At 72.4% G+C, this 24,868-nt stretch carries 21 protein-coding genes; 7 read left to right on the forward strand and 14 right to left on the reverse strand.

Annotation, left to right across the window (positions count from 1 at the left end; translation table 11 throughout):
• Positions 1 to 29: 29 nt before the first annotated feature.
• Both FHS38_RS18305 and FHS38_RS18310 read left to right on the forward strand, forming a co-directional pair.
• Positions 30 to 698 (forward strand): DUF4232 domain-containing protein, encoded by a 669-nt coding sequence (locus tag FHS38_RS18305; RefSeq protein ID WP_184734658.1) that lies wholly within the window; start codon positions 30 to 32, stop codon positions 696 to 698.
• An 86-nt stretch (positions 699 to 784) separates the two neighbouring features.
• Complete coding sequence (locus tag FHS38_RS18310) at positions 785 to 1,009, forward strand: DUF6458 family protein (protein ID WP_184734660.1); 225 nt, start codon at positions 785 to 787, stop codon at positions 1,007 to 1,009.
• A 29-nt stretch (positions 1,010 to 1,038) separates the two neighbouring features.
• Here FHS38_RS18310 and FHS38_RS18315 read toward each other — a convergent pair whose 3' ends face one another.
• Positions 1,039 to 2,838, reverse strand: a complete 1,800-nt coding sequence (locus FHS38_RS18315; protein WP_184734662.1) for an NHL domain-containing thioredoxin family protein — start codon at positions 2,836 to 2,838, stop codon at positions 1,039 to 1,041.
• Between the two features lie 98 nt (positions 2,839 to 2,936).
• Entirely contained in the window at positions 2,937 to 3,719 is a 783-nt protein-coding gene (locus tag FHS38_RS18320) for a carbon-nitrogen family hydrolase (RefSeq protein ID WP_184734664.1), read from the reverse strand.
• Between the two features lie 203 nt (positions 3,720 to 3,922).
• Between FHS38_RS18320 and FHS38_RS18325 the strand changes: the two genes are divergently transcribed.
• Positions 3,923 to 4,753, forward strand: a complete 831-nt coding sequence (locus tag FHS38_RS18325) for a maleylpyruvate isomerase family mycothiol-dependent enzyme (protein ID WP_184734666.1) — start codon at positions 3,923 to 3,925, stop codon at positions 4,751 to 4,753.
• 81 nt (positions 4,754 to 4,834) lie between these two features.
• Here FHS38_RS18325 and FHS38_RS18330 read toward each other — a convergent pair whose 3' ends face one another.
• The 6 genes from FHS38_RS18330 to pdhA all read right to left on the reverse strand — a co-directional run bounded on the left by FHS38_RS18330 (position 4,835) and on the right by pdhA (position 11,564).
• Positions 4,835 to 6,136 (reverse strand): MFS transporter, encoded by a 1,302-nt coding sequence (locus tag FHS38_RS18330; RefSeq protein WP_184734668.1) that lies wholly within the window; start codon positions 6,134 to 6,136, stop codon positions 4,835 to 4,837.
• A gap of 14 nt (positions 6,137 to 6,150) precedes the next feature.
• Entirely contained in the window at positions 6,151 to 6,804 is a 654-nt protein-coding gene (locus tag FHS38_RS18335) for a GntR family transcriptional regulator (RefSeq protein WP_184734670.1), read from the reverse strand.
• A gap of 80 nt (positions 6,805 to 6,884) precedes the next feature.
• A complete protein-coding gene (locus FHS38_RS18340) occupies positions 6,885 to 7,697 on the reverse strand; it encodes a helix-turn-helix transcriptional regulator (RefSeq protein ID WP_184734672.1) in 813 nt (270 codons plus the stop codon).
• Positions 7,698 to 7,929: 232 nt separating this feature from the next.
• Positions 7,930 to 9,411 carry a dihydrolipoamide acetyltransferase family protein gene (locus FHS38_RS18345; RefSeq protein WP_184734674.1) on the reverse strand — a complete coding sequence of 494 codons (1,482 nt, stop codon included), beginning with the start codon at positions 9,409 to 9,411 and terminating at the stop codon, positions 7,930 to 7,932.
• Between the two features lie 21 nt (positions 9,412 to 9,432).
• Positions 9,433 to 10,413 carry an alpha-ketoacid dehydrogenase subunit beta gene (locus tag FHS38_RS18350; protein ID WP_184734676.1) on the reverse strand — a complete coding sequence of 327 codons (981 nt, stop codon included), beginning with the start codon at positions 10,411 to 10,413 and terminating at the stop codon, positions 9,433 to 9,435.
• Between the two features lie 2 nt (positions 10,414 to 10,415).
• Positions 10,416 to 11,564: a pyruvate dehydrogenase (acetyl-transferring) E1 component subunit alpha gene (gene pdhA, locus FHS38_RS18355; protein WP_184734678.1), complete on the reverse strand. Its 1,149-nt coding sequence runs from the start codon at positions 11,562 to 11,564 to the stop codon at positions 10,416 to 10,418.
• 362 nt (positions 11,565 to 11,926) lie between these two features.
• On the opposite strand from pdhA, the gene FHS38_RS18360 reads away from it, so the two are divergent.
• From FHS38_RS18360 to FHS38_RS18370, 3 genes are all read left to right on the forward strand, one after another.
• Positions 11,927 to 12,589 carry a response regulator gene (locus FHS38_RS18360; RefSeq protein WP_130878657.1) on the forward strand — a complete coding sequence of 221 codons (663 nt, stop codon included), beginning with the start codon at positions 11,927 to 11,929 and terminating at the stop codon, positions 12,587 to 12,589.
• A 135-nt stretch (positions 12,590 to 12,724) separates the two neighbouring features.
• On the forward strand, positions 12,725 to 13,249 hold the full coding sequence (locus tag FHS38_RS18365) for a pyridoxamine 5'-phosphate oxidase family protein (RefSeq protein ID WP_229822670.1): 525 nt from the start codon (positions 12,725 to 12,727) through the stop codon (positions 13,247 to 13,249).
• 15 nt (positions 13,250 to 13,264) lie between these two features.
• Positions 13,265 to 14,344, forward strand: a complete 1,080-nt coding sequence (locus FHS38_RS18370) for a phosphotransferase (protein ID WP_373301840.1) — start codon at positions 13,265 to 13,267, stop codon at positions 14,342 to 14,344.
• Positions 14,345 to 14,491: 147 nt separating this feature from the next.
• On the opposite strand, the gene FHS38_RS18375 is transcribed toward FHS38_RS18370, so the two are convergent.
• Positions 14,492 to 16,078, reverse strand: coding sequence for a protein kinase domain-containing protein (locus tag FHS38_RS18375; protein WP_184734683.1), 1,587 nt, complete (start codon positions 16,076 to 16,078; stop codon positions 14,492 to 14,494).
• Positions 16,079 to 16,404: 326 nt separating this feature from the next.
• On the opposite strand from FHS38_RS18375, the gene FHS38_RS18380 reads away from it, so the two are divergent.
• On the forward strand, positions 16,405 to 18,090 hold the full coding sequence (locus FHS38_RS18380; protein WP_184734686.1) for a protein kinase domain-containing protein: 1,686 nt from the start codon (positions 16,405 to 16,407) through the stop codon (positions 18,088 to 18,090).
• A gap of 90 nt (positions 18,091 to 18,180) precedes the next feature.
• On the opposite strand, the gene FHS38_RS18385 is transcribed toward FHS38_RS18380, so the two are convergent.
• The 5 genes from FHS38_RS18385 to FHS38_RS18405 all read right to left on the reverse strand — a co-directional run bounded on the left by FHS38_RS18385 (position 18,181) and on the right by FHS38_RS18405 (position 24,823).
• Positions 18,181 to 18,738, reverse strand: a complete 558-nt coding sequence (locus FHS38_RS18385) for a bacterial proteasome activator family protein (RefSeq protein ID WP_184734688.1) — start codon at positions 18,736 to 18,738, stop codon at positions 18,181 to 18,183.
• A 103-nt stretch (positions 18,739 to 18,841) separates the two neighbouring features.
• A complete protein-coding gene (locus tag FHS38_RS18390) occupies positions 18,842 to 21,871 on the reverse strand; it encodes an FtsX-like permease family protein (RefSeq protein ID WP_184735053.1) in 3,030 nt (1,009 codons plus the stop codon).
• 5 nt (positions 21,872 to 21,876) lie between these two features.
• Positions 21,877 to 22,638, reverse strand: a complete 762-nt coding sequence (locus FHS38_RS18395) for an ABC transporter ATP-binding protein (RefSeq protein WP_184734690.1) — start codon at positions 22,636 to 22,638, stop codon at positions 21,877 to 21,879.
• A gap of 255 nt (positions 22,639 to 22,893) precedes the next feature.
• The gene (locus tag FHS38_RS18400) at positions 22,894 to 23,550 is read right to left on the reverse strand and encodes a hypothetical protein (protein ID WP_184734693.1); all 657 of its coding nucleotides are present in this window, start codon (positions 23,548 to 23,550) and stop codon (positions 22,894 to 22,896) included.
• Between the two features lie 295 nt (positions 23,551 to 23,845).
• Positions 23,846 to 24,823 (reverse strand): NAD(P)H-quinone oxidoreductase, encoded by a 978-nt coding sequence (locus FHS38_RS18405; protein WP_184734694.1) that lies wholly within the window; start codon positions 24,821 to 24,823, stop codon positions 23,846 to 23,848.
• Between the last annotated feature and the right edge of the window lie 45 nt (positions 24,824 to 24,868).

The following is a 24,868-nucleotide window of genomic DNA, read 5'->3' on the forward strand; positions in this document are numbered from 1 at the left end:
CGTCAACCGTCCCATCGGGGGAAAACACCATGTCCGCCAGAGCCACCGCCCGCCGCTCCCGCACGCTCCTCATGGCCGCCGCGCTCAGCGCCACGGCCGCCCTCACCCTCACCGCCTGTGGCGGCGGAGACGACTCCGCGTCGGACAAGGCCGGCTCGTCCGGCCCGGCCGACACGGCGTCGCCCGCCAAGGACGAGGAAGCGGCGGCCGCGGCCAAGGACGGCCGGAGCGGCTCCGCCGCCGGCAGCAGCGACAAGGGCAAGAGCGCCGCGCCCGGCGTCTGCGCCTCCGGCACCGTCAAGGTCGAGGTCAAGGCCGTCAGCAGGCCCGTCAACCACCTCCTGGTGGTGGCCACCAACACCTCGAAGGCGGCCTGCACCGCGCACGGCTACCCGTTCCTGCGCTTCGACCAGGACCAGGCCACGACGCCCGTGATCGACAAGAGCCGCCCCCAGGCGCCCGTCACCCTCGCCCCGGGCAAGTCCGCCTACGCGGGCATCGTCACCTCCGCCGCCGACGGCTCGGGCGGCACCGGCCGCAAGGCCAAGAAGCTCGCCGTCTCCTTCCAGGGCCCCGGCGACGGAAGCACCGTGGGCGACAAGATGGACGCCCCCCTGCCGGGCGGCTCCGTGCACGTCGACGACCAGGCCCAGGGGACGTACTGGCAGAGCAGCCAGGCCGACGCTCTCAAGTGGTAGCGGCCTGACGTCGATTGGCCGGGCCGGTCCGGGGTACCCGCACCCCAGCGAACCGGAACGGCCAATCGACATCGGAGGCGATTGCCATGGGTATGGGCGGCTGCATCGGTCTGATCGCGGTGGGGGCCATCCTCACCTTCGCCGTGGACTGGCACATGGACGGCGTGAACGTCACCCTGCTCGGCCTGATCCTGATGGCCGTCGGCATCCTCGGCGTCTGCGCCTACATCAGCATCTTCCAGCGACGACGGGTGCAGCCGCCGCCCCCGGCCGCGCCCGTCGTCGAGGAGGAGCACCGCTACACGCGCTGACCCCGGCTCTCAAGCCGCTCCCGGGCCGCTCACGCATCCAGGCCCGCCAGCACCAGCGGCAGCCGGTCGGCGCCGCCGGGCACGACGCGCACCGGCACCCCCCAGTCCTGCTGGTGCATGTGGCAGGCGGGGTACTCGTTCTCCGGGTCGTCGTCGCAGGACGCGGCCATCGCGGAGACGTGCAGGACGCCCTCGGTCACCCCGTCCGCCAGCACCAGGTCACGGCCCAGGTCCGTACCGGTGCCCGAGCCCTCCGCCAGGAGCTCCGGCGGGGTCGAGCTGACGAGGAGGCGGGTCGACGGCCCGTAGCGGGTGTCGAGCTTCTGGCCCGTCGGGGCCTGGAAGACGACGTCGAGCCGCAGCCGCCCGGGCGCGACGTCGGTCGCCGCCCGCTGGGTGCGGTGCGCGACGGACTCGACCCGTACGGCCTCCTCCGGCAGCCGCAGCCGCGTCAGCCGGTGCCGGGCGGACTCCACGACCACGATGTCGTCGCCGACGAGGACCGCGTCCGACGGCTCCCGCAGGTCCGTCGCGAGCGTGGTGACCTCGTCGGTCGCCGGGTCGTAGCGGCGCAGGGCGTGGTTGTACGTGTCGGAGACGGCCACCGAGCCGTCGGGCAGGGCGGTCACCCCGAGCGGGTGCTGGAAGAGGGCCTGTCCGGCCTCCCCGTCGCGGTGCCCGAAGTCGAAGAGCCCCGTGCCGACGGCCGTGCGGACCGCGAAGCCCTCGCCGTCCCGCTCGACGTACCGCAGGGCGCTGGTCTCCGAGTCCGCGACCCACAGCCGGTCCTCGGTCGCGGCCAGCCCCGACGGCTGTGCGAACCACGCCTCGGGCGCGGGCCCGTCGACCAGTCCCTCGTTCGTCGTACCGGCGGCGACCTCGACGGTGCCGGTCGCCGGGTCGTACGTCCACAGCTGGTGCACACCCGCCATGGCGATCCACAGCCGGTCGGCGAACCAGGCCACGTCCCAGGGGGAGGACAGGTCCACGTCGAGGGCGGGGCCCGAGGTGGGGCGGCCCTGCATCCACTGGCGACCGGTCCCCGCGAGGGTGGTGACGGCGCCGGTGGCGGGGTCGTACGCGCGCAGGGCGTGGTTGACCGTGTCGGCGACGGCGACCGTGCCGTCGGGGAGCAGCGCCAGGCCCTGCGGCTCGCTGAAGCCGTCGGGGCCGAAGCCTCGCTCGCCGGAGCCGACCCGCCGCACGACGCTCTCGCCGTCCGCGGCCAGCTCGACGAGCTGGTGCCGGGTGGAGTCCGAGACGAGGAAGGTGCCGCCGGGCAGCAGCACCGCCTTGCCGGGGAAACGCAGATCGGTCGCGACCGGCTCGGGGGCGACGTACGGGCCGTCGCCGCGCCGCAGGGTGCCCTTGGCCGCGTGCTCGGCCTCCAGCTCGCCGACGAGCTGCTCCAGGGCGTGGGCGTGGCCCTCGCCCGCGTGCTGGGCCACGACGTAGCCCTCGGGGTCGATGACGACGAGCGTGGGCCAGGCCCGCACGGCGTACTGCTTCCAGGTCGCGAGCTCGGGGTCGTCCAGGACGGGGTGGTGCACCTCGTACCGCTCGACGGCGTCGACGACGGCCTGGTGCTCGGCCTCGTGGACGAACTTCGGCGAGTGCACACCGATGATCACAACGGTGTCGCGGTGCTTCTCCTCCAGCTCCCGCAGCTCGTCGAGGACGTGCAGACAGTTCACACAGCAGAACGTCCAGAAGTCGAGGATGACGATGCGTCCTCGCAGGTCAGCCAGGGTGAGGGCGGTGCCGCCGGTGTTCAGCCAGCCGCCCTTTCCGATGAGTTCGGGGGCGCGGACGCGTGCGTGTGGGGCCATGAACCCATCAAACATCACCGGGGCGCGTGCGCATTCCCCGGACCGCGGGCCGACACACGGCCGCAACAGCCGGACGGCCGGATGGTGAGCCGGGCGGGCTACTTCCGGCCCAGGACCCGGTCCTTCAGGGCCGGGAAGTCCTCGCGGGTCTTCGCGACGCGGGCGAGGTCCAGATCCACGGTGAGGACCTCCTCGCCCGTCCCCGCCTCGGCCAGGACCTCGCCCCAGGGGTCGACCACGATGCTGTGCCCGGCCTGCTCGACGCCCGCGTGGGTGCCCGCGGTGTCGCACGCGAGGACGTACGACTGGTTCTCCACGGCCCGCGCCTTCGCGAACAGCGTCCAGTGCTCGCGGCGCCGCGCCGGCCAGCCCGCGGGGACGACCAGCGTCTGCGCGCCCGCGTCGACGAGCGCGCGGAACAGCTCGGGGAAGCGCAGGTCGTAGCAGGTCGCGAGGCCCAGCGTGGTCTGCGGCAAGGGCACGGTGACGACCTCGGAGCCCGGGGCCATCATGACGGCCTCGCCCTTGTCGAAGCCGAAGCGGTGGATCTTGCGGTACGTGCGGACCAGATCGCCCTTGGGCGAGAAGACGAGGGAGGTGTTGTAGAGCGGACCATCAGGGTCACGCTCCACGATCGAGCCCGCGTGCAGCCAGACGCCGGTGTCCCAGGCGGCGGCCGCCATCGCCTCGGCCGTGGGGCCGTCCAGCGGTTCGGCCTCCTCGGCGAAGGACTCGTACGCGAAGGCGCCCACCGTCCACAGCTCGGGCAGCACCACGAGGTCGCTGCCCCGCTGCTCGCGCACGAGGGAAGCCACCCGCGTCCGGCGCTCGGCGACCGGCTCGTCCGGGTCCACACCGATCTGGATCAAAGAGGCGCGCACAGTACCACCACTCTCAGCATTCGAACCGTCGGCGCGGCACGCGTTCGTCGTCGAAAGCCCTGCCGGGGCGCCCGTGCGCAGCGTAACTTAACTGCATAGAACCCATACAGCACTTAACCGAACTCCAGTAGCAACACCGCAGTAGCAGCGCAGCCCATCCGAGCAGTCAGTCCGCGTACGTACCGCACCGCCCGAGGGGTCCCGTGACCGTCCACCCAAGCCTTCAGCCCGCCATCGACGCCTGGACCCATTCCATCGAGGCCATCAACGAGTTGGTGAGACCACTCGCGGAGAACGAATGGAACCGGGCCACCGAATGCCCGGGGTGGTCCGTGCGCGACGTGGTCTCGCACGTCATCGGCGTCGAGTGCGAAATGCTGGGCGAGCCACGGCCGATGCACACGCTGCCGCGCGATCTCTACCACGTGACCGACGAGTTCTCGCGGTACATCGAGGTGCAGGTCGACGTGCGGCGCTGCCACACGGCCCTGGAGATGACGTCCGAGCTGGAGTACACGATCATCCGGCGCTCGCGGCAGCTGCGCAACGAGACGCGCTCCCCGCAGGCGCCGGTCCGCTGGCCGCTCGGCAGCGGCAACGAGCAGACGCTCGAACGGGCGCTCACAATAAGGGCGTTCGACGTATGGACGCACGAGCAGGACCTGCGCCGCGCCCTGGGCAAGCCCGGCAACCTCGACTCCCCGGGCGCGGCCCTCACCCGTGACTTCCTGCTCCTCGCCCTGCCCAAGGTCGTCGCGAAGGACGCGGGCGCCCCGGCGGGGGCGGCGGTCGTCTTCGACGTGCACGGGCCGCTGGAGTTCCTGCGGACGGTACGGATCGACGGGCAGGGCAGGGGCGCGATCGACAGCAGCGTGTCGCTGGGGCCGACGGCGACGCTCGCCCTGGACTGGGAGACCTACGCCCGCCTCGCGTGCGGACGGGTCCGCCCGGACGCGGTGGCGGACCGGGTGAGGATCGAGGGTGAGACGGGGCTGGCGGCGGCGATCCTCCGCGAGTTCGCCGTCACGCCGTGAACCGTCACGCGGGTGACCGTCACGCCGTGAGCCGTCACGCCGTGACCGTCACGCCCTGATCCCGCCGCCGGTCGGCACCCGTCAGACCGGCACGTGGACCGTCTCCACCCGCGACGCCACCACCCGCTCCCGCTCCCGCCGCTGCGCCCTCGTGCGCAGCCGCAGGATCTGGGACAGCCCGAGCGCCTCCAGCACGAACACCGACGCGAACGCGACGCGGTAGTTGTCGCCGGTGGCGTCCAGCAGCAGGCCCACGGCCAGCAGGGTGGTCATGCAGGCGACGAACCCGCCCATGTTCACGATGCCCGAGGCCGTGCCCTGGCGCTCGGGCGGGTTGGCCGGGCGGGCGAAGTCGAAGCCGATCATCGAGGCCGGCCCGCAGGCGCCGAGGACCACGCACTCCGCGATCAGCAGCCACATCGGGGCGTGCGTGCCGGGCCAGACGACGGTCGAGGCCCACAGCAGCGCGGTCGCGGCGACGGTGCCGAGGGCGAGCGGCAGCCGGGCGGCCCGGTGGCGGCCGATGACCTGGCCGTAGACGAGGCCGATGGCCATGTTCGACAGCACGACGAGGGTCAGCAGGGCGCCCGCGGTCCCGCGGCTCAGGCCCTGCGCCTCGACCAGATAGGGCATCCCCCACAGCAACAGGAACACCATCGCCGGGAAGCCGGTGGTGAAGTGCACCCACATGCCCAGCCGCGTCCCCGGCTCCCGCCAGGCGCGGACGATCTGCTGCCGGACGAAACCGCCGCCCGCGTGGGAGTGGGGCACGGGTGCGTACCCCTCGGGGTGGTCCTTGAGGAAGAGCAGCAGCAGGACGAGCACGACCACACCCGCCGTCGCGCTTCCCGCGAACGTCGTCGTCCAGCCCGCGCTGTGCAGCAGCCGCGCGAGCAGCAGCGTCGAGATCAGGTTGCCCGCCATCCCGAACAGCGCCGCGACCTGCGCGATCATCGGGCCGTGCCGGGCGGGGAGCCACCGCGCGCCGAGCCGCAGCACGCTGATGAACGTCATCGCGTCACCGCACCCGAGCAGCCCGCGGCTGGCCAGGGCCGTGCCGTACGAGTGGGAGAACGCGAAGGCGAACTGCCCGGCGGTGAAGAGCACGACGCCGAGCGCCAGCACCTTCTTCGTCCCGAGCCGGTCGACCATCAGGCCGACGGGTATCTGCATGCCGGCGTAGACCAGCAGTTGGAGTATGGAGAACGTCGACAGGGCGGAGGCGTTGATGTGGAACCGCTCCGCGGCGTCGATGCCGGCCACACCGAGGCTGGTGCGGAAGACGATCGCGACGAAGTACACCCCGACGCCCAGCCCCCAGACGGCCATCGCCCGCCGCCCGCCGGGTGGGTCGCCGGGCAGCCCGGTGGAACCCCCGCTCATCGCCTCTCCCCCTGTCATCGTTCGTGGCCCTGTGCCAGGTTCCGCACCCAGCTGACGTGCTGGTCGACGATGCCGATGGCCGCCTCCGCGTCCCCGGCGCGCAGCGCTTCGAGGATCTCGGTGTGCTCGGCGATGTTCTTCGCGATCCGGTCGGGATGGGCGTGCATGACCGCGACACCCATCCGCAACTGCCGGTCGCGGAGCTGGTCGTACAACCGCGAGAGGATCTGATTGCCCGCGCTGCGCACGATCTCGGCGTGGAAGGCCCGGTCGCTGACCGACACCGCGGCGAGGTCCCCGGCCGCGGCCTGCCGCCGCATGTCCTCGACGAGCTCCTCCAGCCGGGCGAGAAGCGCCGGCGAGGCGGGCACGGCCTTCCCGGCGGCGTGCTTCTCCACCAGCAGCCGGGTCTCCACCACGTCCGCGATCTCCTGCGCGGACACGGCCAGCACCAACGCCCCCTTCTTCGGGTAGAGCTTGAGCAACCCCTCGCCCTCGAGTCTGAGCAACGCCTCCCGCACCGGAGTCCGCGAGACCCCCACCTCACCCGCCAAGTCCCCCTCGGTCAGCAGCGTGCCGCCCTCGTAACGCCGCTGGAGCACGGCGTCCTTCACATGCGCGTACACACGGTCGGCGGCGGGACGTTTGGCGGTGGCGGTGGCTGACATGCGCACAGCATAGATACAACAGGTATGCGTGGGGAGTGGCGTTTCGCGATGCGGACAGCCGCATGGCTACCCGACGCCGCTTACACCCCCGCCCACCCGTCCATGGGGGTGATGAAGACGAAGCGCAGGTCCGGGCGTTGTATGGGGAGCAGGACGTGGGTCGTCACGCGGATCTCCGCGTTGCCGTGGTACGGCAGGCGCAGTCGGAAGACGTGGCCGTCCCGGTGTTCGACGACGTCGGATTCCTCGGACCATATGCGGCGGCAGTCGGCGTCGGCCTCAAGGATGTCGCGGACGAGGGTGCGCAGTTCGGCGTTGGCGGGGTCGCTGTTGGCGGCCACACGGAGCATGGCGAGGTAGATGCGGGCGCAGCTGTCCTCCCAGTCGAGCATCTGCTCGCGGGCCTCGGGGTCCAGCAGGGTCCAGCGCATGAGGTTCGCGCCGGGGCGCAGGACCCAGGGGAACCACTCGCCCATCAGGGGGTTGACGGCGACGACGTTCCAGGCGACGTCCGAGAGGTAGGCGGGGTAGGAGACCTGCTGTTCGAGCAGGGCCTGGACGCCGCGGGGGAGGTCCGTCGGGTCGGGGGCGAGCAGGCCGGGCGGGCGGCGGCCGCAGACGGCGAGGAAGAGGGTCAGGGTCTCGGCCTCGCTGAGGCGCAGCGCTTGCGCGACGCGCAGCAGGAAGCTCTCGGAGAAGTCCTGGCGGCGGCCCGCCTCCAGGGCGCGGTACCAGCCCTCGCTCACCCCGGTCATCCTGGCCACGTGTGCCTGGGAGAGCCGGCGGCCGGGGCGGGGGTAGAGGCCGCGCAGTTCGGGGACGGTCCGGGCGTCGACGCGGGACCGCCAGGCGCGCAGCAGGCGGCTGATGGACTCGCCGTCGACGCGATTCACGCGTCCTCCAAATTCCGACACTGCAAGTGTTGGTCAATCTTAAGTAAATTGCGCAGCACGGGCCATTCCACCCTCTTCCAGGGGTGGTACCCCGAGGCCGCTCCGCATACGGGCAGAGGGCCCGGACGCCGCTCTCTCCTCGCTGGAGGGGGGTGAGGAGGGAGCGTCCGGGCCCTTCGTCCTTTTCGGGCGCGCGCGTTCGTTCAGAGGCACGCGCGCCCGCGCGCGTGGGTCAGCCCCAGGTGATCAGGCGCTTGGGGTGTTCCAGAACGGCGGCCACGTCCGCGAGGACCTTGGAGCCGAGTTCCCCGTCGACCAGGCGGTGGTCGAAGGAGAGCGCCAGGGTGGTGACCTGGCGGGGCTTGACCTTGCCCTTGTGGACCCAGGGCTGGAGCTTGACCGCGCCGAACGCCAGGATCGCGGACTCGCCCGGGTTGAGGATGGGCGTGCCGGTGTCGACGCCGAAGACACCGACGTTGGTGATGGTGACCGTGCCGCCGGACATGTCCGCCGGGCTGGTCCTACCCTCGCGGGCGGTGGAGATCAGCTCGCCGAGGGCCGCGGACAACTGGGGGAGGGTCTTGGCCCCGGCGTCCTTGATGTTCGGGACGATCAGACCGCGCGGCGTGGCCGCGGCGATGCCGAGGTTCACGTAGTCCTTGCGGACGATCTCCTGGTTGGCCTCGTCCCAGGACGCGTTGACGTCCGGGTTGCGCTTGATCGCGACGAGCAGGGCCTTCGCGACGAGCAGCAGCGGGTTGACGCGCAGCCCGGCCATGTCGGGGTCGGTCTTGAGCTGCTGGACGAGCTTCATCGTGCGGGTGACGTCGACGGTGACGAACTCCGTGACGTGCGGCGCGGTGAAGGCGCTCGCGACCATCGCCTGGGCGGTGGCCTTCCGTACGCCCTTGACCGGGATCCGCGTCTCACGGGCGGCGAGATCGGCCGGAGCAGCCGGGACGGCCGCGACGGACGGCGCGGGCGCGGCGGGGGCCGCCGGCTCCTCCGCGACCGGGGCCGGTGCCGTGCGCGCGGCCACGGCCGCGTGGACGTCCTCGCGGGTCACGATGCCGTCCGTGCCGGTCGGGACGACCGTCGCGAGGTCGACGCCGAGGTCCTTGGCGAGCTTGCGGACCGGCGGCTTGGCCAGCGGCCGGCCGACGGGCTCCGCGGGCGAAGCGGGCGCGGCAGGCGCGGCAGGCACCGGAGCCGGGGCGGCCGGAGCCGCGTGGCCGTTCATCTCCGCCTGGATCGCGGCGGCCATGTGCTGCTGCACGGGCGCGCCCGCCGCGGCGGGCTGCGCCTTGCGGGCGCGGCGCTTGGTCGAGGACGGCGCGGCGCCGTAGCCGACCAGCACGGCCTGGCGGCCCTGCGGCTCCGGCTCGGGCTCGGCCGCGGGGGCCGCGACGGGCTCCGCCGGGGCGGCGGCCGCGGCCGGTCCCTCGCCGGGCCGGGTGTCGACGGAAATGATCGCGGTGCCGACGTCCACCGTCACGCCCTCGCCGAAGCGCAGCTCGTGCACCACGCCGTCGAAGGGGATCGGCAGCTCGACGGCGGCCTTGGCGGTCTCGACCTCGCAGACCACCTGCCCGTCGGAGACGGTGTCCCCGACGGCCACGTACCACTTGAGGATCTCGGCCTCGGTGAGCCCCTCGCCCACATCGGGCATCTTGAACTCGCGGAAGCGCTGGTCGTTGGCAGTGCTTGCAGTCATCGTCACGACTCTCCTCGGCCCTCAGTACGCCAACGCGCGGTCTACGGCGTCGAGTACCCGGTCCAGACCCGGAAGGTACTCGTCCTCGAGACGCGACGGAGGATAGGGAGCGTGGTAGCCGCCGACCCGCAGGACGGGGGCCTCCAGGTGGTAGAAGCAGCGCTCGGTGATCCGGGCGGCGATCTCGGAGCCGGTGCCCAGGAAGACCGGGGCCTCGTGCACGATCACCAGCCGGCGGGTCTTCTCCACGGAAGCCTGGATCGCGTCGAAGTCGATGGGCGACATCGAGCGCAGGTCCAGGACCTCCAGGGACTTGCCCTCCTCCTCGGCCGCCGCGGCGGCCTCCAGGCAGGTCTTCACCATCGGCCCGTAGGCGGCGAGGGTGAGGTCCGTGCCCTGGCGGGCGGTGCGGGCGGCGTGCAGCGGGCCGGGGATCGCTTCCGTGTCGACCTCGGAGCGGTCGTGGTAGCGGCGCTTGGGCTCGAAGAAGATGACCGGGTCGTCGCTCTGGATGGCCTGCTGGAGCATCCAGTACGCGTCGGCGGCGTTCGACGGCGAGACGCACTTGAGGCCCGGTACGTGCGCGAAGAGCGCCTCGGGGGACTCGCTGTGGTGCTCGACGGCACCGATCGCGCCGCCGTAGGGGATGCGGATGACGACCGGCAGCTTGATCTTGCCGAGCGCGCGGGCGTGCATCTTGGCGAGCTGGGTGACGATCTGGTCGTACGCGGGGAAGACGAACCCGTCGAACTGGATCTCCACCACGGGGCGGTAGCCGCGCAGCGCCAGGCCGATCGCGGTGCCGACGATGCCGGACTCGGCGAGCGGGGTGTCGATCACCCGGTCCTCGCCGAAGTCCTTCTGCAGGCCGTCGGTGACCCGGAAGACGCCGCCGAGCTTGCCGACGTCCTCACCCATGATCAGGACCTTGGGGTCGGTCTCCAGGGCGGTGCGCAGCGAGGCGTTGATGGCCTTGACGATGGAGAGCTTCTCGGCAGCCATGATCAGTTGCTCTCCTCTGCGAAGGACGCCTGGTATGCGGCGAATTGGGCGCGCTCTTCGTCGACGAGGGCGTGGCCGTCGGCGTAGATGTTCTCGAAGATGGCCATGTTGTCGGGGTCCGGCATGGTCCGGACCGCGTCGCGCACCCGCTTGGCGAGGGCGTCGGCTTCGGTCTCCAGCTCGGCGAAGAACGTCTCGTCGGCGTTGCCCTCGCTCTCGAGGTAGGCGCGCAGCCGCAGGATCGGGTCCTTGGCCTCCCACTGCTCGCGCTCCTCGTCCCGGCGGTACTTCGTCGGGTCGTCGGAGGTGGTGTGGGCGCCCATGCGGTACGTGAACGCCTCGATGAGCATCGGGCCCTGGCCGGTGCGGGCCCGCTCGAGGGCGGCCTTGGTGACGGCGAGGACGGCGAGGACGTCGTTGCCGTCGACGCGGACGCCGGGGAAGCCGTAGCCCTGGGCGCGCTGGTAGAGCGGGACGCGGGTCTGCCGCTCGGTGGGCTCGGAGATGGCCCACTGGTTGTTCTGGCAGAAGAAGACGACCGGGGCGTTGTAGACGGCCGAGAAGGTGAACGCCTCGGCGACGTCGCCCTGGCTGGACGCGCCGTCGCCGAAGTAGGCGATCACGGCGGAGTCGGCGCCGTCCTTGGCCACACCCATGGCGTAACCGGTCGCGTGCAGCGCCTGCGAGCCGATGACGATGGTGTAGAGGTGGAAGTTGTTCTCGTTGGGATCCCAGCCGCCGTGGTTCACCCCGCGGAACATCCCCAGCAGATTGGTCGGGTCGACCCCGCGGCACCAGGCGACGCCGTGCTCGCGGTAGGTGGGGAAGACGTAGTCGTCGGGGCGGGTGGCGCGGCCGGAGCCGATCTGCGCGGCCTCCTGGCCGAGCAGCGAGGCCCACAGGCCCAGCTCGCCCTGCCGCTGCAAGGTGGTGGCCTCGGCGTCGAACCTGCGGGTCAGCACCATGTCCCGGTACAGGCCGCGCAGTTCCTCGGGCGTCAGGTCGATGGAGTAGTCCGGATGCTCGACCCGTACGCCTTCGGGCGTCAGCAGTTGCACGAGCTCGGGCTGCCCCGGCGAGGCGGCCGGCTTTCCGGCGCGCTTGCTGCTGCTGCGTCGCGGCTTGCGCGCGGCAGTGCTGTCCACGGTCACGTGTGCTCCTCCGTCTGTCCGGCCCCCGGGGTCGCCGGCGGCCAGAGGGGGTCCCCCCGCCGTGAGACAGGGGAAGGCTCGCTCGATCCCCGACGGCACACGGGGTGGGTGTGCCGAGGCCGGAACCGGGCGTGACAGGCGCCCCGGCTAAAGGCCTGCAATAAGCACGTTACCCAGAAGGCCGCATTCCTGCGAAACCCCTACTGACCTGCGATTTTGCTTGGATTTCCAAGTAAATACGCAAAGCGGGGTTCCGCTACTGGTCACAGCCCTGTGAGCACAGCCTTGCGAGCTGCCGGAACGACCGCACGTTATCCCGGAGGACAAGAGCAGGGGAAGAGTCGATGTGTGAGACTGATCGTGTGCCCGAACAACGAAAAATCACGGTATTTCTGCTCGACGACCATGAGGTCGTCCGTCGGGGCGTCCACGAGATGCTCTCCGTGGAGGAGGACATCGAGGTCGTGGGCGAGGCCGGGACGGTCGCCGACGCACTCGTGCGCATTCCCGCCACCAGGCCGGATGTGGCCGTTCTGGACGTGCGCCTTCCGGATGGCAGCGGAGTAGAAGTATGCCGCGAGATCCGTTCTCAGGACGAAAACATCAAATGTTTGATGCTCACGTCGTTCGCGGACGACGAAGCACTGTTTGACGCGATCATGGCAGGTGCGTCGGGCTATGTCCTGAAAGCCATCCGGGGCAATGAACTGCTCTCGGCGGTGCGCGACGTGGCCGCCGGCAAATCCCTGCTGGACCCGGTGGCGACCGCCCGGGTGCTGGAGAGGCTGCGCGACGGCAAGGACCCCAAGGGCGACGACCGGCTCGCGAACCTGACCGACCAGGAACGCCGGATCCTGGACCTGATCGGCGAGGGCCTGACCAACCGCGTCATCGGCGAGCGGCTGCACCTCGCCGAGAAGACGATCAAGAACTACGTCTCCAGCCTGCTCTCCAAGCTGGGCATGGAGCGCCGTTCCCAGGCCGCCGCCTACGTCGCCCGCCTCCAGGCGGAGAAGTCCCGCTGACCGCCCGGAGCGGCCGGCCCGCCCGGGGCGGCGACCGGCATGGAGGAAAAGCAGGGAATCGGGACCAACGTCCCGCGGCGAAAGGGGCGGGTGTCCCCTTCCTCCGCACCACCCACACCGGGCACAGTGGTGACCATGCTTTCTGAGCTTCCCGGGCTTGCCCAGCTGCCCGGCTCCCCCCGGCCGACCGGACCGTCCCAGACGGCGGACCGCCCGGACCCGACCGACGAGCGCCGAGCGCTCGACCTGCTCGCCCGCACGCCCTACGGCAGGGCCTCGGTCAGCATGCGCGCCCTCCCCTTCGTCACCGTCGCCCGCCACATCGTGGTCGACACCCCCTCGTCGCCCTCGCCCCGCGTCCTGCTGCGACTGCACGGCGGCTTCGGCTACGCCCAGGCGTGCGACGGCAGCGTCGTCGCGTACAGCGCCGACAACCTCAGCGGCCGCTACGAGGGCGACGAGGACGTGTGGACCGTCCAATTCGTGGGCATGGCCCGGCTCTTCACCCCGAGCGCCGCCGAGATCGAGCTGTTCGGCCGCCCCCCGCGCACCGCGGACGGAGCACCCTTCGATCCCGAATACCTGTGCATCGAACCGCAGTTCATCAGCCTGCATCACCTGGAAGGCGTCCCCGCGCGACAGTTCACGCACTCCCCGTGATCTAACATTTGACGCGTGCCGCGCTCACTTGTCTCCCCTGTTCACGCCGGACCTGTTCACGCCGGACCTCAGGGGCCCGACGGCGGCACCCTGCGCACCCTGCTGGGCCGCTACGGACTCGCCGGTGAGCCCGTCTCCTGCGAACCGCTGACCGAGGGCCTCCTCAACCGCGGTTACCGCCTCTCCACCACCCGCGGCCGCTTCTTCCTCAAGCACCACCTCGACGGCGACCAGGCCGCCATCGCCCGCCAGCACCATGTGACGCTCCGGCTGGGCGCGCTCGGCCTGCCCGTCGCCCCTCCCGTCGCCGACGCCGAGGGCTCCACGGTCACCGTCCTCGGCGGCCGCTGCTACGCCCTGCACCCCTGGGTCGACGGCCGGCACCGCGACGGCGAGGAGCTCACCGCCGCCCAGTCCCGCCGCCTCGGCACCCTGCTGGGGCACGTACACACCTGCCTGGAGCAGGTCATGGAGGGCCCGGAGGGGGCCTGTGAGGGCTCCGGACCCGCGCCGGACGCGGCGGCCGACCCCGAGGACACCTACGCCCTCATCGAGGAGCTCCTGACGCTGGTGCGCCGCAAGGGCGGCCGCCCCCGCGACCCCTTCGACGAACTGGCCGAACACCGCCTCGTCGAGCGGCGCGCCCTGCTGGAGGCACACGCCCACCGCCGGCCGACCCCCTGCGCCACCCCCGCCCGGGGCTGGGTGCACGGCGACTTCCACCCGCTCAACCTGCTCTACCGGGGCGCCGAACCCGCCGCGATCGTCGACTGGGACCGCCTGGGGGTCCAGCCGCGCGCGGAGGAGGCCGTCCGGGCCGCCGTGATCTTCTTCCTGCGCCCCGGCGGCACGCTGGACCTCGCGAAGGTACGCCCGTACGCGCGCGCGTACCGGGGCGCGACCGGCGCGGGCGCGGCCGAACTGGCGGCCGCCGTGCACCGGGTGTGGTGGGAGCGGCTCAACGACTTCTGGATGCTGCGCTGGCGCTATCAGCTCGACGATCACCGCGCCGACCCCGGCTTCCCCGCGTCGGCGGCGCTGTCGGTGTGGTGGACGCGCGAGTACGAGGCCGTACGCGGGGCTTTCACGGACTGAACGGGAGCGGGTGGAGGTTCGGGGCCTCGGGGGCGCCCGAGGCCCTCAGAAACGACTACAGGCCCGTCCCGGGCCCGCTCCTGGTCCGTGATGGACCGGGAGCGGGCCGGGACGGGCCCGGCCGTACTGCTTCCGGACTGCCGTCGCTCAGCCGACGGGGCCCTGGTTGGCGCCGCCCTGCGTGCCACCGGTGACCGGAGGCACGGTCGGCTTGTCGTCGCCCGTCGGCGGCGTCGTCGGGTCCTTCGTGACCGGCGTCGTCGGCTCGTTCGTCGGGCCGGTCGTGGGGCCGGTCGTCGGGCCCGTCGTCGGGTCCTTGGTCGGACGGTTGCCCGTCTCCGGGGTCCAGTCCGGATCCGGCTCCTCGTGGCCCGTGTTGCCCGTGGTGCCGCCGCCGGGCTCGGCGGAGGGCGACGTGTGCTTCTCGGGGCTCTTGGAGCTGCCGGGGCTCGGCGAGCTGGGCGCGGTGGTGGTCTTGTCCGGCTTCTTCTTCTGGTCGTTGCCCGAGGTGTTGTTGCCCTGGTTGACCGCGAAGACCACGCCCACCGCGATCGCTATCACCGCGAGCGCGGCGACCAGCCACATCTTGCCCTTGCCGCCGCCGTTGCGACCGCCGTGACCGCCGCCGTAGCCGTCGAAGCCGCCCTCGTCGCCGCCGCCGTTGCGGGACGGGATGAGCGGCTGCTGCGAGGTGTCACCGTGCGGGGGGTGCGGCAGGGCGGTGGTGTTCGCCATGCCCATGGCCGTGGTGGCGGCACCGGTGTGCGCGACCGGGCCGGTGTTCCAGGCACCCGTGTGACTGCCGGAGTCGTGCAGCATCTGCAACGAGTACTGGACCAGACCGCGCATCTCCTCCGCGCTCTGGAACCGGTCGTCCGGATCCTTCGCGAGGGAGCGCATGACGAGCCCGTCGAGCTCCGGCGGCACCGACTCCAGCACCTGCGACGGCGCCACGGGAGTGTCCTGGACGTGCTGGTAGACCACCGAGAGCGGGGTCTCGCCGGTGAAGGGCGGGCGCAGCGCGAGCAGTTCGTAGAGCAGACAGCCGGTGGCGTAGAGGTCCGAGCGGGCGTCGACGGTCTTGCCGAGGGCCTGTTCGGGGGAGAGGTACTGCGGGGTGCCCATGACCATGCCGGTCTGGGTCATGGTGGAGGCCGCGCCGTGCAGGGCGCGGGCGATGCCGAAGTCCATGACCTTGACGGCGCCGTTGTGCGTGATGATCACGTTGGCGGGCTTGATGTCGCGGTGCACGATGCCGTGCTGGTGGCTGTAGGCCAGCGCCTCGAGCACGCCCGAGACGATGATCAGGGCCTGCTCGACCGGCGGTGCCTCGGCGCCGAGCAACAGGTCGCGGATAGTGCGACCTTCAACCAACTCCATGACGATGTACGGCACGACGTTGCGGCCGACGTGGTCCTCGCCGGAGTCGTAGACGGCGACCACCGCGTGGTGGTTCAGGCCGGCGACGGACTGTGCCTCGCGGGTGAAGCGCGCCTTGGACACCGGGTCCTCGGCGAGGTCCGCGCGCAGCAGCTTGACCGCGACGGTACGGCCGAGGCGCACGTCCTCGGCGGCGAACACCTCGGCCATGCCGCCGCGGCCGAGTCTGTGGGTGAGGCGGTAGCGTCCGTCGCCGACCAGGCCGCCATTGCCCCACATTTCAGGCACATCGGGCATGCCGCCCCCGTTGGCGTCAGGGTCGGACGGACCCTGGGCGCTCTGCGTCTGTGCCATCAGTCCTCGCCGTCGTGTGTGGCCGCTTCGCGTGGGAGGCGAATGCGCGGGGGAAACCAGAGATGAAGCTGTCTTCCGCTAAGGCACGCTACAGGCTTCGTGAGGCGCACCGGTCCGGGATGGACCGGCTATGAAACCTGTACAGGGCGAAGCAAGGCAAATCTCGTGACGGCTTGTCGCGCATCCGGTCACGGAACGGGCACGTGGCTTGACGTGCCCGCGCCCTCGGGCAGACTTGGCCGAGATATGTCGATCAGGTGGACCGGTACACCGGATCAGTACGCCAGTCAGTACGCCAGGCCGTGTGCCGAGGGGGAAGCAACACCATGAGCCAGGACGGCGCACAAGGCCGCTACACAGGACGTTCCGTCGGCGGCGGTCGCTATCAGCTGCGCGATCTGCTCGGCGAAGGCGGCATGGCCTCCGTACACCTGGCCTACGACAGTGTCCTCGACCGCCAGGTCGCTATCAAGACCCTGCACACCGAGCTGGGCCGTGAGGCGTCCTTCCGCGAGCGCTTCCGCCGCGAGGCCCAGTCCGTCGCCAAACTCACACACACGAACATCGTCTCGGTATTCGATACGGGCGAGGACGACCTCGACGGTTCGACCATGCCGTACATCGTCATGGAGTACGTCGAGGGCCAGCCGCTGCGGTCCGTGCTCGACGCGGACGTCCGCCAGTACGGCGCGATGCCGGCCGACAAGGCGCTGAAGATCACCGCCGATGTGCTGGCGGCGCTCGAGGTCAGCCACGAGATGGGCCTCGTCCACCGCGACATCAAGCCCGGCAACGTGATGATGACCAAGCGCAACGTGGTCAAGGTCATGGACTTCGGCATCGCGCGCGCCATGCAGTCCGGCGTCACCTCGATGACCCAGACCGGCATGGTCGTCGGCACCCCGCAGTACCTCTCCCCCGAGCAGGCCCTCGGGCGCGGCGTCGACGCCCGCTCCGACCTGTACTCGACGGGCATCATGCTCTTCGAGCTGCTGACCGGCCGACTGCCCTTCGACGCGGACTCCCCGCTGGCCATCGCCTACGCGCACGTCCAGGAGGAGCCGGTCGCGCCGTCGACGATCAACAGCTCGATCCCGCCGGCCGTCGACGCCCTCGTCGCCCGGGCCCTGAAGAAGAACCCGAACGAGCGCTTCCCCAGCGCCGAGTCCATGCGGGACGAGTGCGCGCGCGTGGCGGGCACGGCGCAGGCCGCACCCTCGCCGATCATCATCTCGGGCGGCCCGCCGGCGCGCAGCGGCGCGGGCGTCGGCTCGGCCGTCTTCCCGCCCATCGACCAGCAGGCCCCGGCGCCCGGTCCGCAGAGCGTGCAGACGCCGTACCAGCCGACCGCCCACAGCCCGTACAACAGCTACGGCCCCGGGGCCCCGGCACCGGCCAACCAGGGCTACCAGACCCCGGCCCAGCCCTACCAGCAGCCCGGCCCGGGCGCGCACACCCCGCCGCCGTACACGATCAACCCGTCCCCGGCCCCGGCCACGCACGGCGGCGGCGCGGGCGGCAGCGGCGGCAAGAGCAACAAGGGCGTGCTGATCGGCTCGGGTGTCGTCGCGGTCCTCGCGGTCATCGGCGTGATCGCCGCCATCTCGCTGAACGGCAAGGACGCGAAGAAGGACGAGGCCGGGGGGACCACGTCCTCGCAGTCGCCCGCGGCGGGCACGACGGGCGGCGGCACCGGTGGCACCGCGCCGCAGAGCAGCCACAAGGACGGCGACAAGTCCAAGACCATCGCCCCGGAGAAGTGCAGCAAGGCCTACGACGTCTACAACGACAAGACGAAGAAGTCCGCGCCCGACTTCAAGTACATCTACATCGACTCGGTGAAGGAGTGCCTCCAGGCCGCCGGCTGGAAGTACCGGGTCGACGTCCAGGCCGAGAACACCTGGGGCAAGGGCACGGTGCTCAACCAGGTGCCGGCCGCGGGTGACCCGTTCGACCCGAAGTCGCCGAGCGCGCAGTTCGTGCTCACCGTCTCCACCGGCGACCCCTCGTAAGGACCCGCACACGCGCGTGCCCGGTGCGTCTCGCGAGACGCACCGGGCACGAACTGCTCCGTACTTCCGGGGTGGTTGCGGGCTCCCGGCCTACAGATACGGACCCGAGCGGGCGCCACCGTGGTGGCCCTCGTCGTCGTCCTCGCCCATCACACCGGGCGGCAGGGCCCTGCGCATCTGCTCCAACTGGGCGCGCGCCGCCATCTGCTGGGCGAACAGCGCGGTCTGGATGCCGTGGAACAGACCCTCCAGCCAGCCGACCAACTGGGCCTGCGCGATCCGCAGTTCGGCCTCGGTCGGAATCGCGTCGTCGGTGAACGGGAGCGACAGGCGCTCCAGCTCCTCCACCAACTCCGGCGCCAGACCGTCCTCCAGCTCCTTGACGGAGCTGTGGTGGATGTCCTTGAGCCGGACCCGGCTCGCCTCGTCCAGGGGAGCCGCCCGGACCTCCTCCAGCAGCTGCTTGATCATGCTGCCGATGCGCATGACCTTCGCCGGCTGTTCGACCATCTCCGTCACCGGGACCTCGCGCGACTCGTCGTCACCCGCCCCGCCGCCGGGGCTGGCGTTGCCGAGAGCCATCCCGTCCGGGCCTACGACCAGGACCTGGGGGCTCTCCTGCGACCGTTCATTCCTCGGCATCTCCATGCCGCCATTCTCTCGCACCCGTGGTTTCCCCCGGTTGATGCCCCCGTACACGCCTGATCCACCTTCCTCGCACGCCCCGGGTCGTACTCCGGCGCGCGAAGGCCTATCCCGCGCGCCGGGGCAGTGTCGTCCGAGACCGCGTGGAGCAGGCCGCGAGCAGCCCGGCGAGCACCGGGACCCCGACCGCGAGCACCGTCAGCGTGGGCCACGGCAGCTCGATCGGGGTATGGGCGGGGACCAGCGGATCGCGGCGCATGGCGGCCAGCGCGTCGCGCCCGTCGACCAGCCGCAGCGCCACGGCGGGCACCACTCCGGCGACCGAGCCCAGCAGCACGCCGAGCCCCGCGACGCCCGCGCACTGGAAGCCGGCGAAGCCGCGCCGTACGCCCGGTGGCGCGCCGACCGCGCTGAGCGTCGTCAGATCGGCCTCCGCGTCCGCCTTGGCCAGCCCGGTCGTGACGACGGCGGCCCCTATGGTCACCACGCCCGCGAAGACGGCGAGGACCATCAGGAAGAAGTCGTCCTCGTCGGTCCCCGGCCCGCGCTCGATGTAGAGGCTGGTCGCCGCGTCCCCCCGGTCGAGGACGGCGTTCGCCCGCTCCTCCTCGGCCTTGTCGGGGGTGTGGCGCACGGCGTAGAAGGACCCCGCCGGGGCGGTGTGCAGGTTCAGCCGCTGCGCGAGGACGGCGGGCAGGATCAGCCGCACGCCGGGCGTGGCGGCGTAGGCCTCAGGGGCGACGTAGGCGTCGAGGAAGACCTTGCGGGACCGGTCGGGGGCAGCGGGTCGGGTGGGGGTCATGGCGCCCCTGTGGCCGGCGTTACGGCTGTAGCCGCTACCCCGGTCGCCCTGCCCGGGCGTGCCGGGCGTGTCGTGCGCTCCGGGGGTGCCGGGAGTGCCGGCCGTCGCGAGCGGCTCACCGGTCGCGGTGATCTTCAGCTGGACGCGGCCGTCCTGCGCGTAGGCGCTGTTGAGCAGCACCGGCTTGCCCTCGGCCAGGGCCCGTTCGGCCGCCGGGTCGCGCAGGCCGACGTAGGTGCGCAGCAGCCGGGCGTCCCCGACCAGGACCTTCTCCCCGGCGTCGCCGATGGAGGAGAAACCGCCGGCGTCCACGCACTCGGGGCCGCGCCGCAGCCGCCGGTGTTCGTCCGCGCTGAGGCGCTCGGCGAGCTCCCGGCCGGTCGGGCCTTCCAGCGGGCAGCGGTGGCTGTCGGGGTGGACGAGCTCGATCTCGCCGCAGTCGTCCCCGGCGGCGCGGGTGTAGCAGTCGGCGCCCGCCCAGACCCGGTCGACGTCGGCGCGCTCGCCGGTGACCGGAAGGGCGTGCTCCATGGCCCGGCGGAGGGCGGGCAGCGCCTTCTCCGGGTGGCCGCCCTCGTTCGCGTACGAGTCGACGAGCAGCGCGACCGTGCCGGGCCGCAGCAGCGGTTCGTACCCGTAGCGGTCCTCGGCGACCAGGCTGACCATGTACGTCGCCACCGCGACCGTGCCGGCCACCGCGGCGGTCACGGCGGCGACGGCGGGGGCGGTGCGGCCGCGGTTGCGGGCCGCGTCGCGCAACGCGAACCGGGCGGCGAGCGGGAGTCGGCCGCCGAACCGGGCGCAGGCGCCGACCAGCACGGGGACACAGGCCAGCAGGCCGAGTTCGGCCACGACCGAGCCGACGGCGACGACCGCCCAGCCGCTGCCCGTCGCCCCGCCGACCAGGGCGAGGCCGCCGCCCAGCAGGATCGCCGCGAGGCCGAGACCCGGCAGCGCCCGGGAGCCGTGGCGCACCCCGCGGCGGCCGGCCAGCGACTGGAGCACCGACTGGCGGCCCGCGACGAGCGCGGGGACGAGGGCGGCCAGCGCGCCCGTGAGCACCCCGAGGCCGACGATGGTCAGCAGGTGCGACGGAATGGCGGTGACGGGACCGAAGCGCTGCCCGGCCCACTCCTCGAACACCGATCGGCACAGCACGCTGAGCCCGAGTCCGAGGAGGACCCCGACGACGGCGCCGGACGTGCCGAGCACCACGCCGCCCGCCAGCACCACTGCCCGTATCTGCCCGCGGTCGGCGCCGCAGATGCCGATCAGGCCGAGCTGGCGGCGGGCGCGGCGGGCCCCGACGGCGAAGGCCGGGCCCGCGAGCAGCACGATCTCCAGGACCGCCATCGCGGCGACGGTCGCCAGCGCCACGGTCGCCCGGCGGGAGCCCATGCCGGTGTCCGTGGCGGAGCCGGGTCCGATGCCGACGCCCGGTGTCCGGGCGGCGGGCACCGCCGCGTCCGGCGGCGGGTCGCGCAGCACGGCGCGGGAGCGGACGAGCACGCCGTGCTCGTTGGCGGCCCGGACGTCCTGCCAGGTCACGCCGCCCTTGGCAGCGACGTAGTACTCCACGGGCATCGGGTGCGGCGGCGCGGCCCGCTTGTCGCGCTCGGCCTGGGCCCGCCACGGCTCGATCACGGTGTGCGGCCGGGCGATGAGGTACTCGCCGCTCAGCTCGCCCGGCAGCTCCACGGCGGCGGTGATCCGGAACTCCCGGGCCAGGCCCTTGATCCGGGTGTGCGAGCCGACGTACAGACCGGAGGACTCCAGGAAGGCGGTGGTGGCCGCCAGTTCGTGGGGCTCGTCGGGCAGGGCGCCACGGCGGACGTCGACCTTGCCGCGCAGCAGGGCGTCGGCGGCGGGCATTTCCCGGACGGTGACGCGCCGCAGCCCGTGGGTCGTGCGGACCAGGCCGTCGACGTCCTGGGAGGTGACGGTGCGGGTGCCCTTGGGCAGGAGGGTGGCGAGGACGGCGGCGACGTCGACGGGCCGGACCGCGGCACCGTCGTTCCCGGTTTCGTCCGCGCTGCCGCGCGGTGTCCCCAGGCGGCTCGCGTCGGGCATCTGCACGATCGGCCCCGGGCCGTACCCGGCGTCGCTGAACTGCGCGTCCGCCGCGCCCAGTTCCCGGGTGATCTCCTGCGCCCGGGTCGGACCGGCGCTGTGGTATGTCACGTCCGCCACCGTCACGGCCAGCACCGGCAGCGCGATCATGACGACGACGAGCGCGCTGCGGGCCTTGGCGCGCAGCGCGTCACGACGGGCGATCCGCAGGGCCGCGCGCCAGGCGGGGACGCCCGTGACGCGCGGCACGCGTATGCCGGACATGCGCTTCACCGGGGTTCCTCGGCCGCGAGCTGCGCCTCGGCGCGGGCGGTCAGTGTCTGGTCGACCATCGTGCCGTCGCGCAGGAAGACCACGCGGTCGGCCCAGGCCGCGTACCGCGGCTCGTGCGTGACCATCACGCCCGCCGCACCCGCGTCGCAGCGTGCCCGCAGCAGCGCGAGGATCGCCTCGCCGGTCCGCGAGTCCAGGGCCCCGGTCGGCTCGTCGGCGAGCACGAGGCGACGGTCGCCCACGAGGGCGCGGGCGATGGCCACGCGCTGCTGCTGGCCGCCGGACATCTCGTCGGGGAAGCGCTTGGCGACGCCGGTCAGGTCGAGCTCGGCCAGCGCGTCCATCGCCTCGGCGCGGGCCTTGCGGGTGGGCACGCCGTCCAGCTCACGCGGCAGGGCGATGTTCTCTGCGGCGGTGAGGGCGGGCACGAGGTTGTAGTCCTGGAACACATAGCCGATCGACCGGCGCCGCATGCCCGCCAGCGCGCGCCGGCTCAGCTTCGCGATGTCCCGGCCCTCCACGATCACCTGCCCGGACGTGGGCACGTCCAGCCCGCCCGCGAGCGTCAGCAGCGTCGACTTCCCGGACCCCGACGGGCCCATGACCGCCACCAGCTCCCCCGGCTGCACGGCCATGTCGATGCCGCACAGGGCGTGCACCTCGGCGGGCCCGGTGCCATGGGTGCGGGTGAGGTTCCTGAGCTCCAGCACGGGCCGCCCGGGCAGGGGCGTCCTGGCCTGCGGCGCTGAACCGGTCATGGTGCGGTGTTCCCCTTGGGTGGGCCGGTCTGCGGGCCGTGGCTGGGCCCACGAGCGCGTACGGGTCGCGGCGGTAATCGCGGCGGTTATGTATACCTCCTGCACCCGTGCGGAGGACAGAACCGATGCAAGGCCCATGCGCAGCCCTCGCGCGTCGGCCGTTCAGCGCGAGGTGGCGATGAAACGCGAGGTGGCGATGAAACGCGAGGCGGGGGTGAACGCGAGGCGGGGGTGAACGCGAGGCGGGGGGTCGGATCAGCCGCGGCGCAACCGCAGGCCGAGGAACCCCAGGCCCAGACCGGTGAGGGTCATGCCGGTGCCGAGCGGCAGGACCCGCATGACCGGGTCGGCCGACTCCTCGGCACTCTCGGAGCCCTTGTCGTCCAAGGGGCGCGCACTCGGCTCGTACGTCCGTGGGGCGGGCCCGGGAACGTACGGCTGCGCGGCTTCGAGGCGGACGCGGGGCGGCGGGGTGTTGAAGGGCGGCTTGGGCGCGGCGGCGGCCTCACGGCCCGGCTCCGGGCTCTCGGCGGGCGGCTCCGAGGCCGCGGGGGAGGCGGAGGGCGCGCCGGACGCGGCGGACGCCGCAGGGCTGTCGGCGGGCGAGGACGTGGCCCGGCCGGGGTGGGTACGCCCTTCCCCGGCGACGCTCCCGGCGAGCCGCTCGGAGAGCAGGGAGGACGACGGGGACGGGGAGGGGATCACGCCGAGCGGGGCGGCGGGGGCGACGGCGGGGACGGAGGCAGGCGGCGCGGACGGCGGTTTGCTGGAGACCGCTTTCTCCTCACCGTGCGCGCCGGGGGCTATGAGCAGGAGGGCCGTGAAGGCCAGTCCGGCCGTCGTCGCGAGCCACCTGGCCTGTGTTCTGGTCTGTGTCCCGGCCTGGGCCCTTGTCCGCGTCCCGGTCATCATCCGCACTCCACCACCCACGGCGCCACCCTTCGCAGGAGCCACCCCCTCCCGACACACATCAAGCCTCACACGCCCCCGGGCCACCTGCCCGCTGAACGGCCAGGTGGGTGACGGTGGGCCGAATGGTTGACCAGGAGTGACGGGAGGGAGTCGAGTGGCGGCAGCCTGTGGGTTGGGTGGGAGAGGCGGCACAGGTAGGGGCGAAACGGGTGGGGCCGGTGCCCCTCGGCACCGGCCCCACCCGTCACATCGCCCGATCTTTCACGTCACCTGATCGGCCACGCCACCTGATCCGTCACGTCGTGAGGAGCACCTTCCCCACGTGCGAGCTCTCCTCCAGCACGCGGTGCGCGGCGGCGGCGTCCCGCATCGGCATCGTCCGGTCGACCACCGCGCGTACCCGTCCGCCGGCGATCAGCGGCCAGACGTGCTCCCGGACCGCCGCCACGATCGTCGCCTTCTCCGCCTGCGGCCGACCGCGCAGCGAGGTCGCCGTCACGGCCGCCCGCTTCGTGAGGAGCTTGCCCAGGTCCAGCTCGCCCTTGCGGCCGCCCTGGAGACCGATGATCGCCAGCCGGCCGTTGACGGCGAGGGCGTCCACGTTCCGCTGGAGGTACTTCGCGCCGACGATGTCGAGGATGACGTCCGCGCCGACGCCGCCGGTGACCTTGTCCAGCTCCTCGACGAAGTCCTGCTCGCGGTAGTCGATGAGGATGTCCGCGCCCAGCTCACGACAGCGTTCGAGCTTCTCCGGCCCGCCCGCCGTGACCGCGACGCGCGCGCCCACGGCCTTCGCCAACTGCACGGCCATGGTGCCGATGCCGCTGCCGCCGCCGTGCACGAGGAAGGTCTCGCCGGGGCGCAGCTGGGCGACGAGGAAGACGTTCGACCAGACCGTGGCCGTCACCTCGGGCAGCGCGGCGGCGGTGACGAGGTCCACGCCGTCGGGCACGGGCAGCAGCTGGCCCACCGGCACGCAGACCTTCTCCGCGTACCCGCCGCCGGACAGCAGCGCGCAGACCTCGTCGCCGACCGCCCAGCCGCTCACGCCGGGCCCGAGCGCCACGATCCGGCCGGAGCACTCCAGCCCCGGGTACGGGGAGGCACCGGGCGGCGGGTCGTAGAAGCCCTGCCGCTGCATCAGATCGGCGCGGTTGACGCCGGCGGCCACGACCTCGACCAGGACCTCTCCCGCGTCGGGTACCGGGTCGGGGACCTCGGTCCAGGCGAGGGCGTCGGGTCCGCCGGGTTCGGGAATGGTGATCGCATGCATGGTCGCGAGGCTACTCCCGGGGCCTGCGGGACACCCGCGATGCGT

It is taken from the genome of Streptomyces netropsis (genome assembly GCF_014203545.1).
In the GTDB taxonomy this organism is placed as follows: Bacteria; Actinomycetota; Actinomycetes; order Streptomycetales; family Streptomycetaceae; genus Streptomyces; species Streptomyces netropsis.

What these genes read in the sequence shown, in the direction of transcription:
- FHS38_RS18305 (WP_184734658.1), top strand. Translation starts at nt 30, where the DNA reads ATGTCCGCCAGAGCCACCGCCCGCCGCTCCCGCACGCTCCTCATGGCC.
- FHS38_RS18310 (WP_184734660.1), top strand. Translation starts at nt 785, where the DNA reads ATGGGTATGGGCGGCTGCATCGGTCTGATCGCGGTGGGGGCCATCCTC.
- FHS38_RS18315 (WP_184734662.1), bottom strand. Translation starts at nt 2,838, where the DNA reads ATGGCCCCACACGCACGCGTCCGCGCCCCCGAACTCATCGGAAAGGGC.
- FHS38_RS18330 (WP_184734668.1), bottom strand. Translation starts at nt 6,136, where the DNA reads ATGAGCGGGGGTTCCACCGGGCTGCCCGGCGACCCACCCGGCGGGCGG.
- FHS38_RS18335 (WP_184734670.1), bottom strand. Translation starts at nt 6,804, where the DNA reads ATGTCAGCCACCGCCACCGCCAAACGTCCCGCCGCCGACCGTGTGTAC.
- FHS38_RS18345 (WP_184734674.1), bottom strand. Translation starts at nt 9,411, where the DNA reads ATGACTGCAAGCACTGCCAACGACCAGCGCTTCCGCGAGTTCAAGATG.
- FHS38_RS18350 (WP_184734676.1), bottom strand. Translation starts at nt 10,413, where the DNA reads ATGGCTGCCGAGAAGCTCTCCATCGTCAAGGCCATCAACGCCTCGCTG.
- FHS38_RS18365 (WP_229822670.1), top strand. Translation starts at nt 12,725, where the DNA reads ATGCTTTCTGAGCTTCCCGGGCTTGCCCAGCTGCCCGGCTCCCCCCGG.
- FHS38_RS18375 (WP_184734683.1), bottom strand. Translation starts at nt 16,078, where the DNA reads ATGGCACAGACGCAGAGCGCCCAGGGTCCGTCCGACCCTGACGCCAAC.
- FHS38_RS18380 (WP_184734686.1), top strand. Translation starts at nt 16,405, where the DNA reads ATGAGCCAGGACGGCGCACAAGGCCGCTACACAGGACGTTCCGTCGGC.
- FHS38_RS18385 (WP_184734688.1), bottom strand. Translation starts at nt 18,738, where the DNA reads ATGGAGATGCCGAGGAATGAACGGTCGCAGGAGAGCCCCCAGGTCCTG.
- FHS38_RS18390 (WP_184735053.1), bottom strand. Translation starts at nt 21,871, where the DNA reads ATGTCCGGCATACGCGTGCCGCGCGTCACGGGCGTCCCCGCCTGGCGC.
- FHS38_RS18395 (WP_184734690.1), bottom strand. Translation starts at nt 22,638, where the DNA reads ATGACCGGTTCAGCGCCGCAGGCCAGGACGCCCCTGCCCGGGCGGCCC.
- FHS38_RS18400 (WP_184734693.1), bottom strand. Translation starts at nt 23,550, where the DNA reads ATGATGACCGGGACGCGGACAAGGGCCCAGGCCGGGACACAGACCAGA.
- FHS38_RS18405 (WP_184734694.1), bottom strand. Translation starts at nt 24,823, where the DNA reads ATGCATGCGATCACCATTCCCGAACCCGGCGGACCCGACGCCCTCGCC.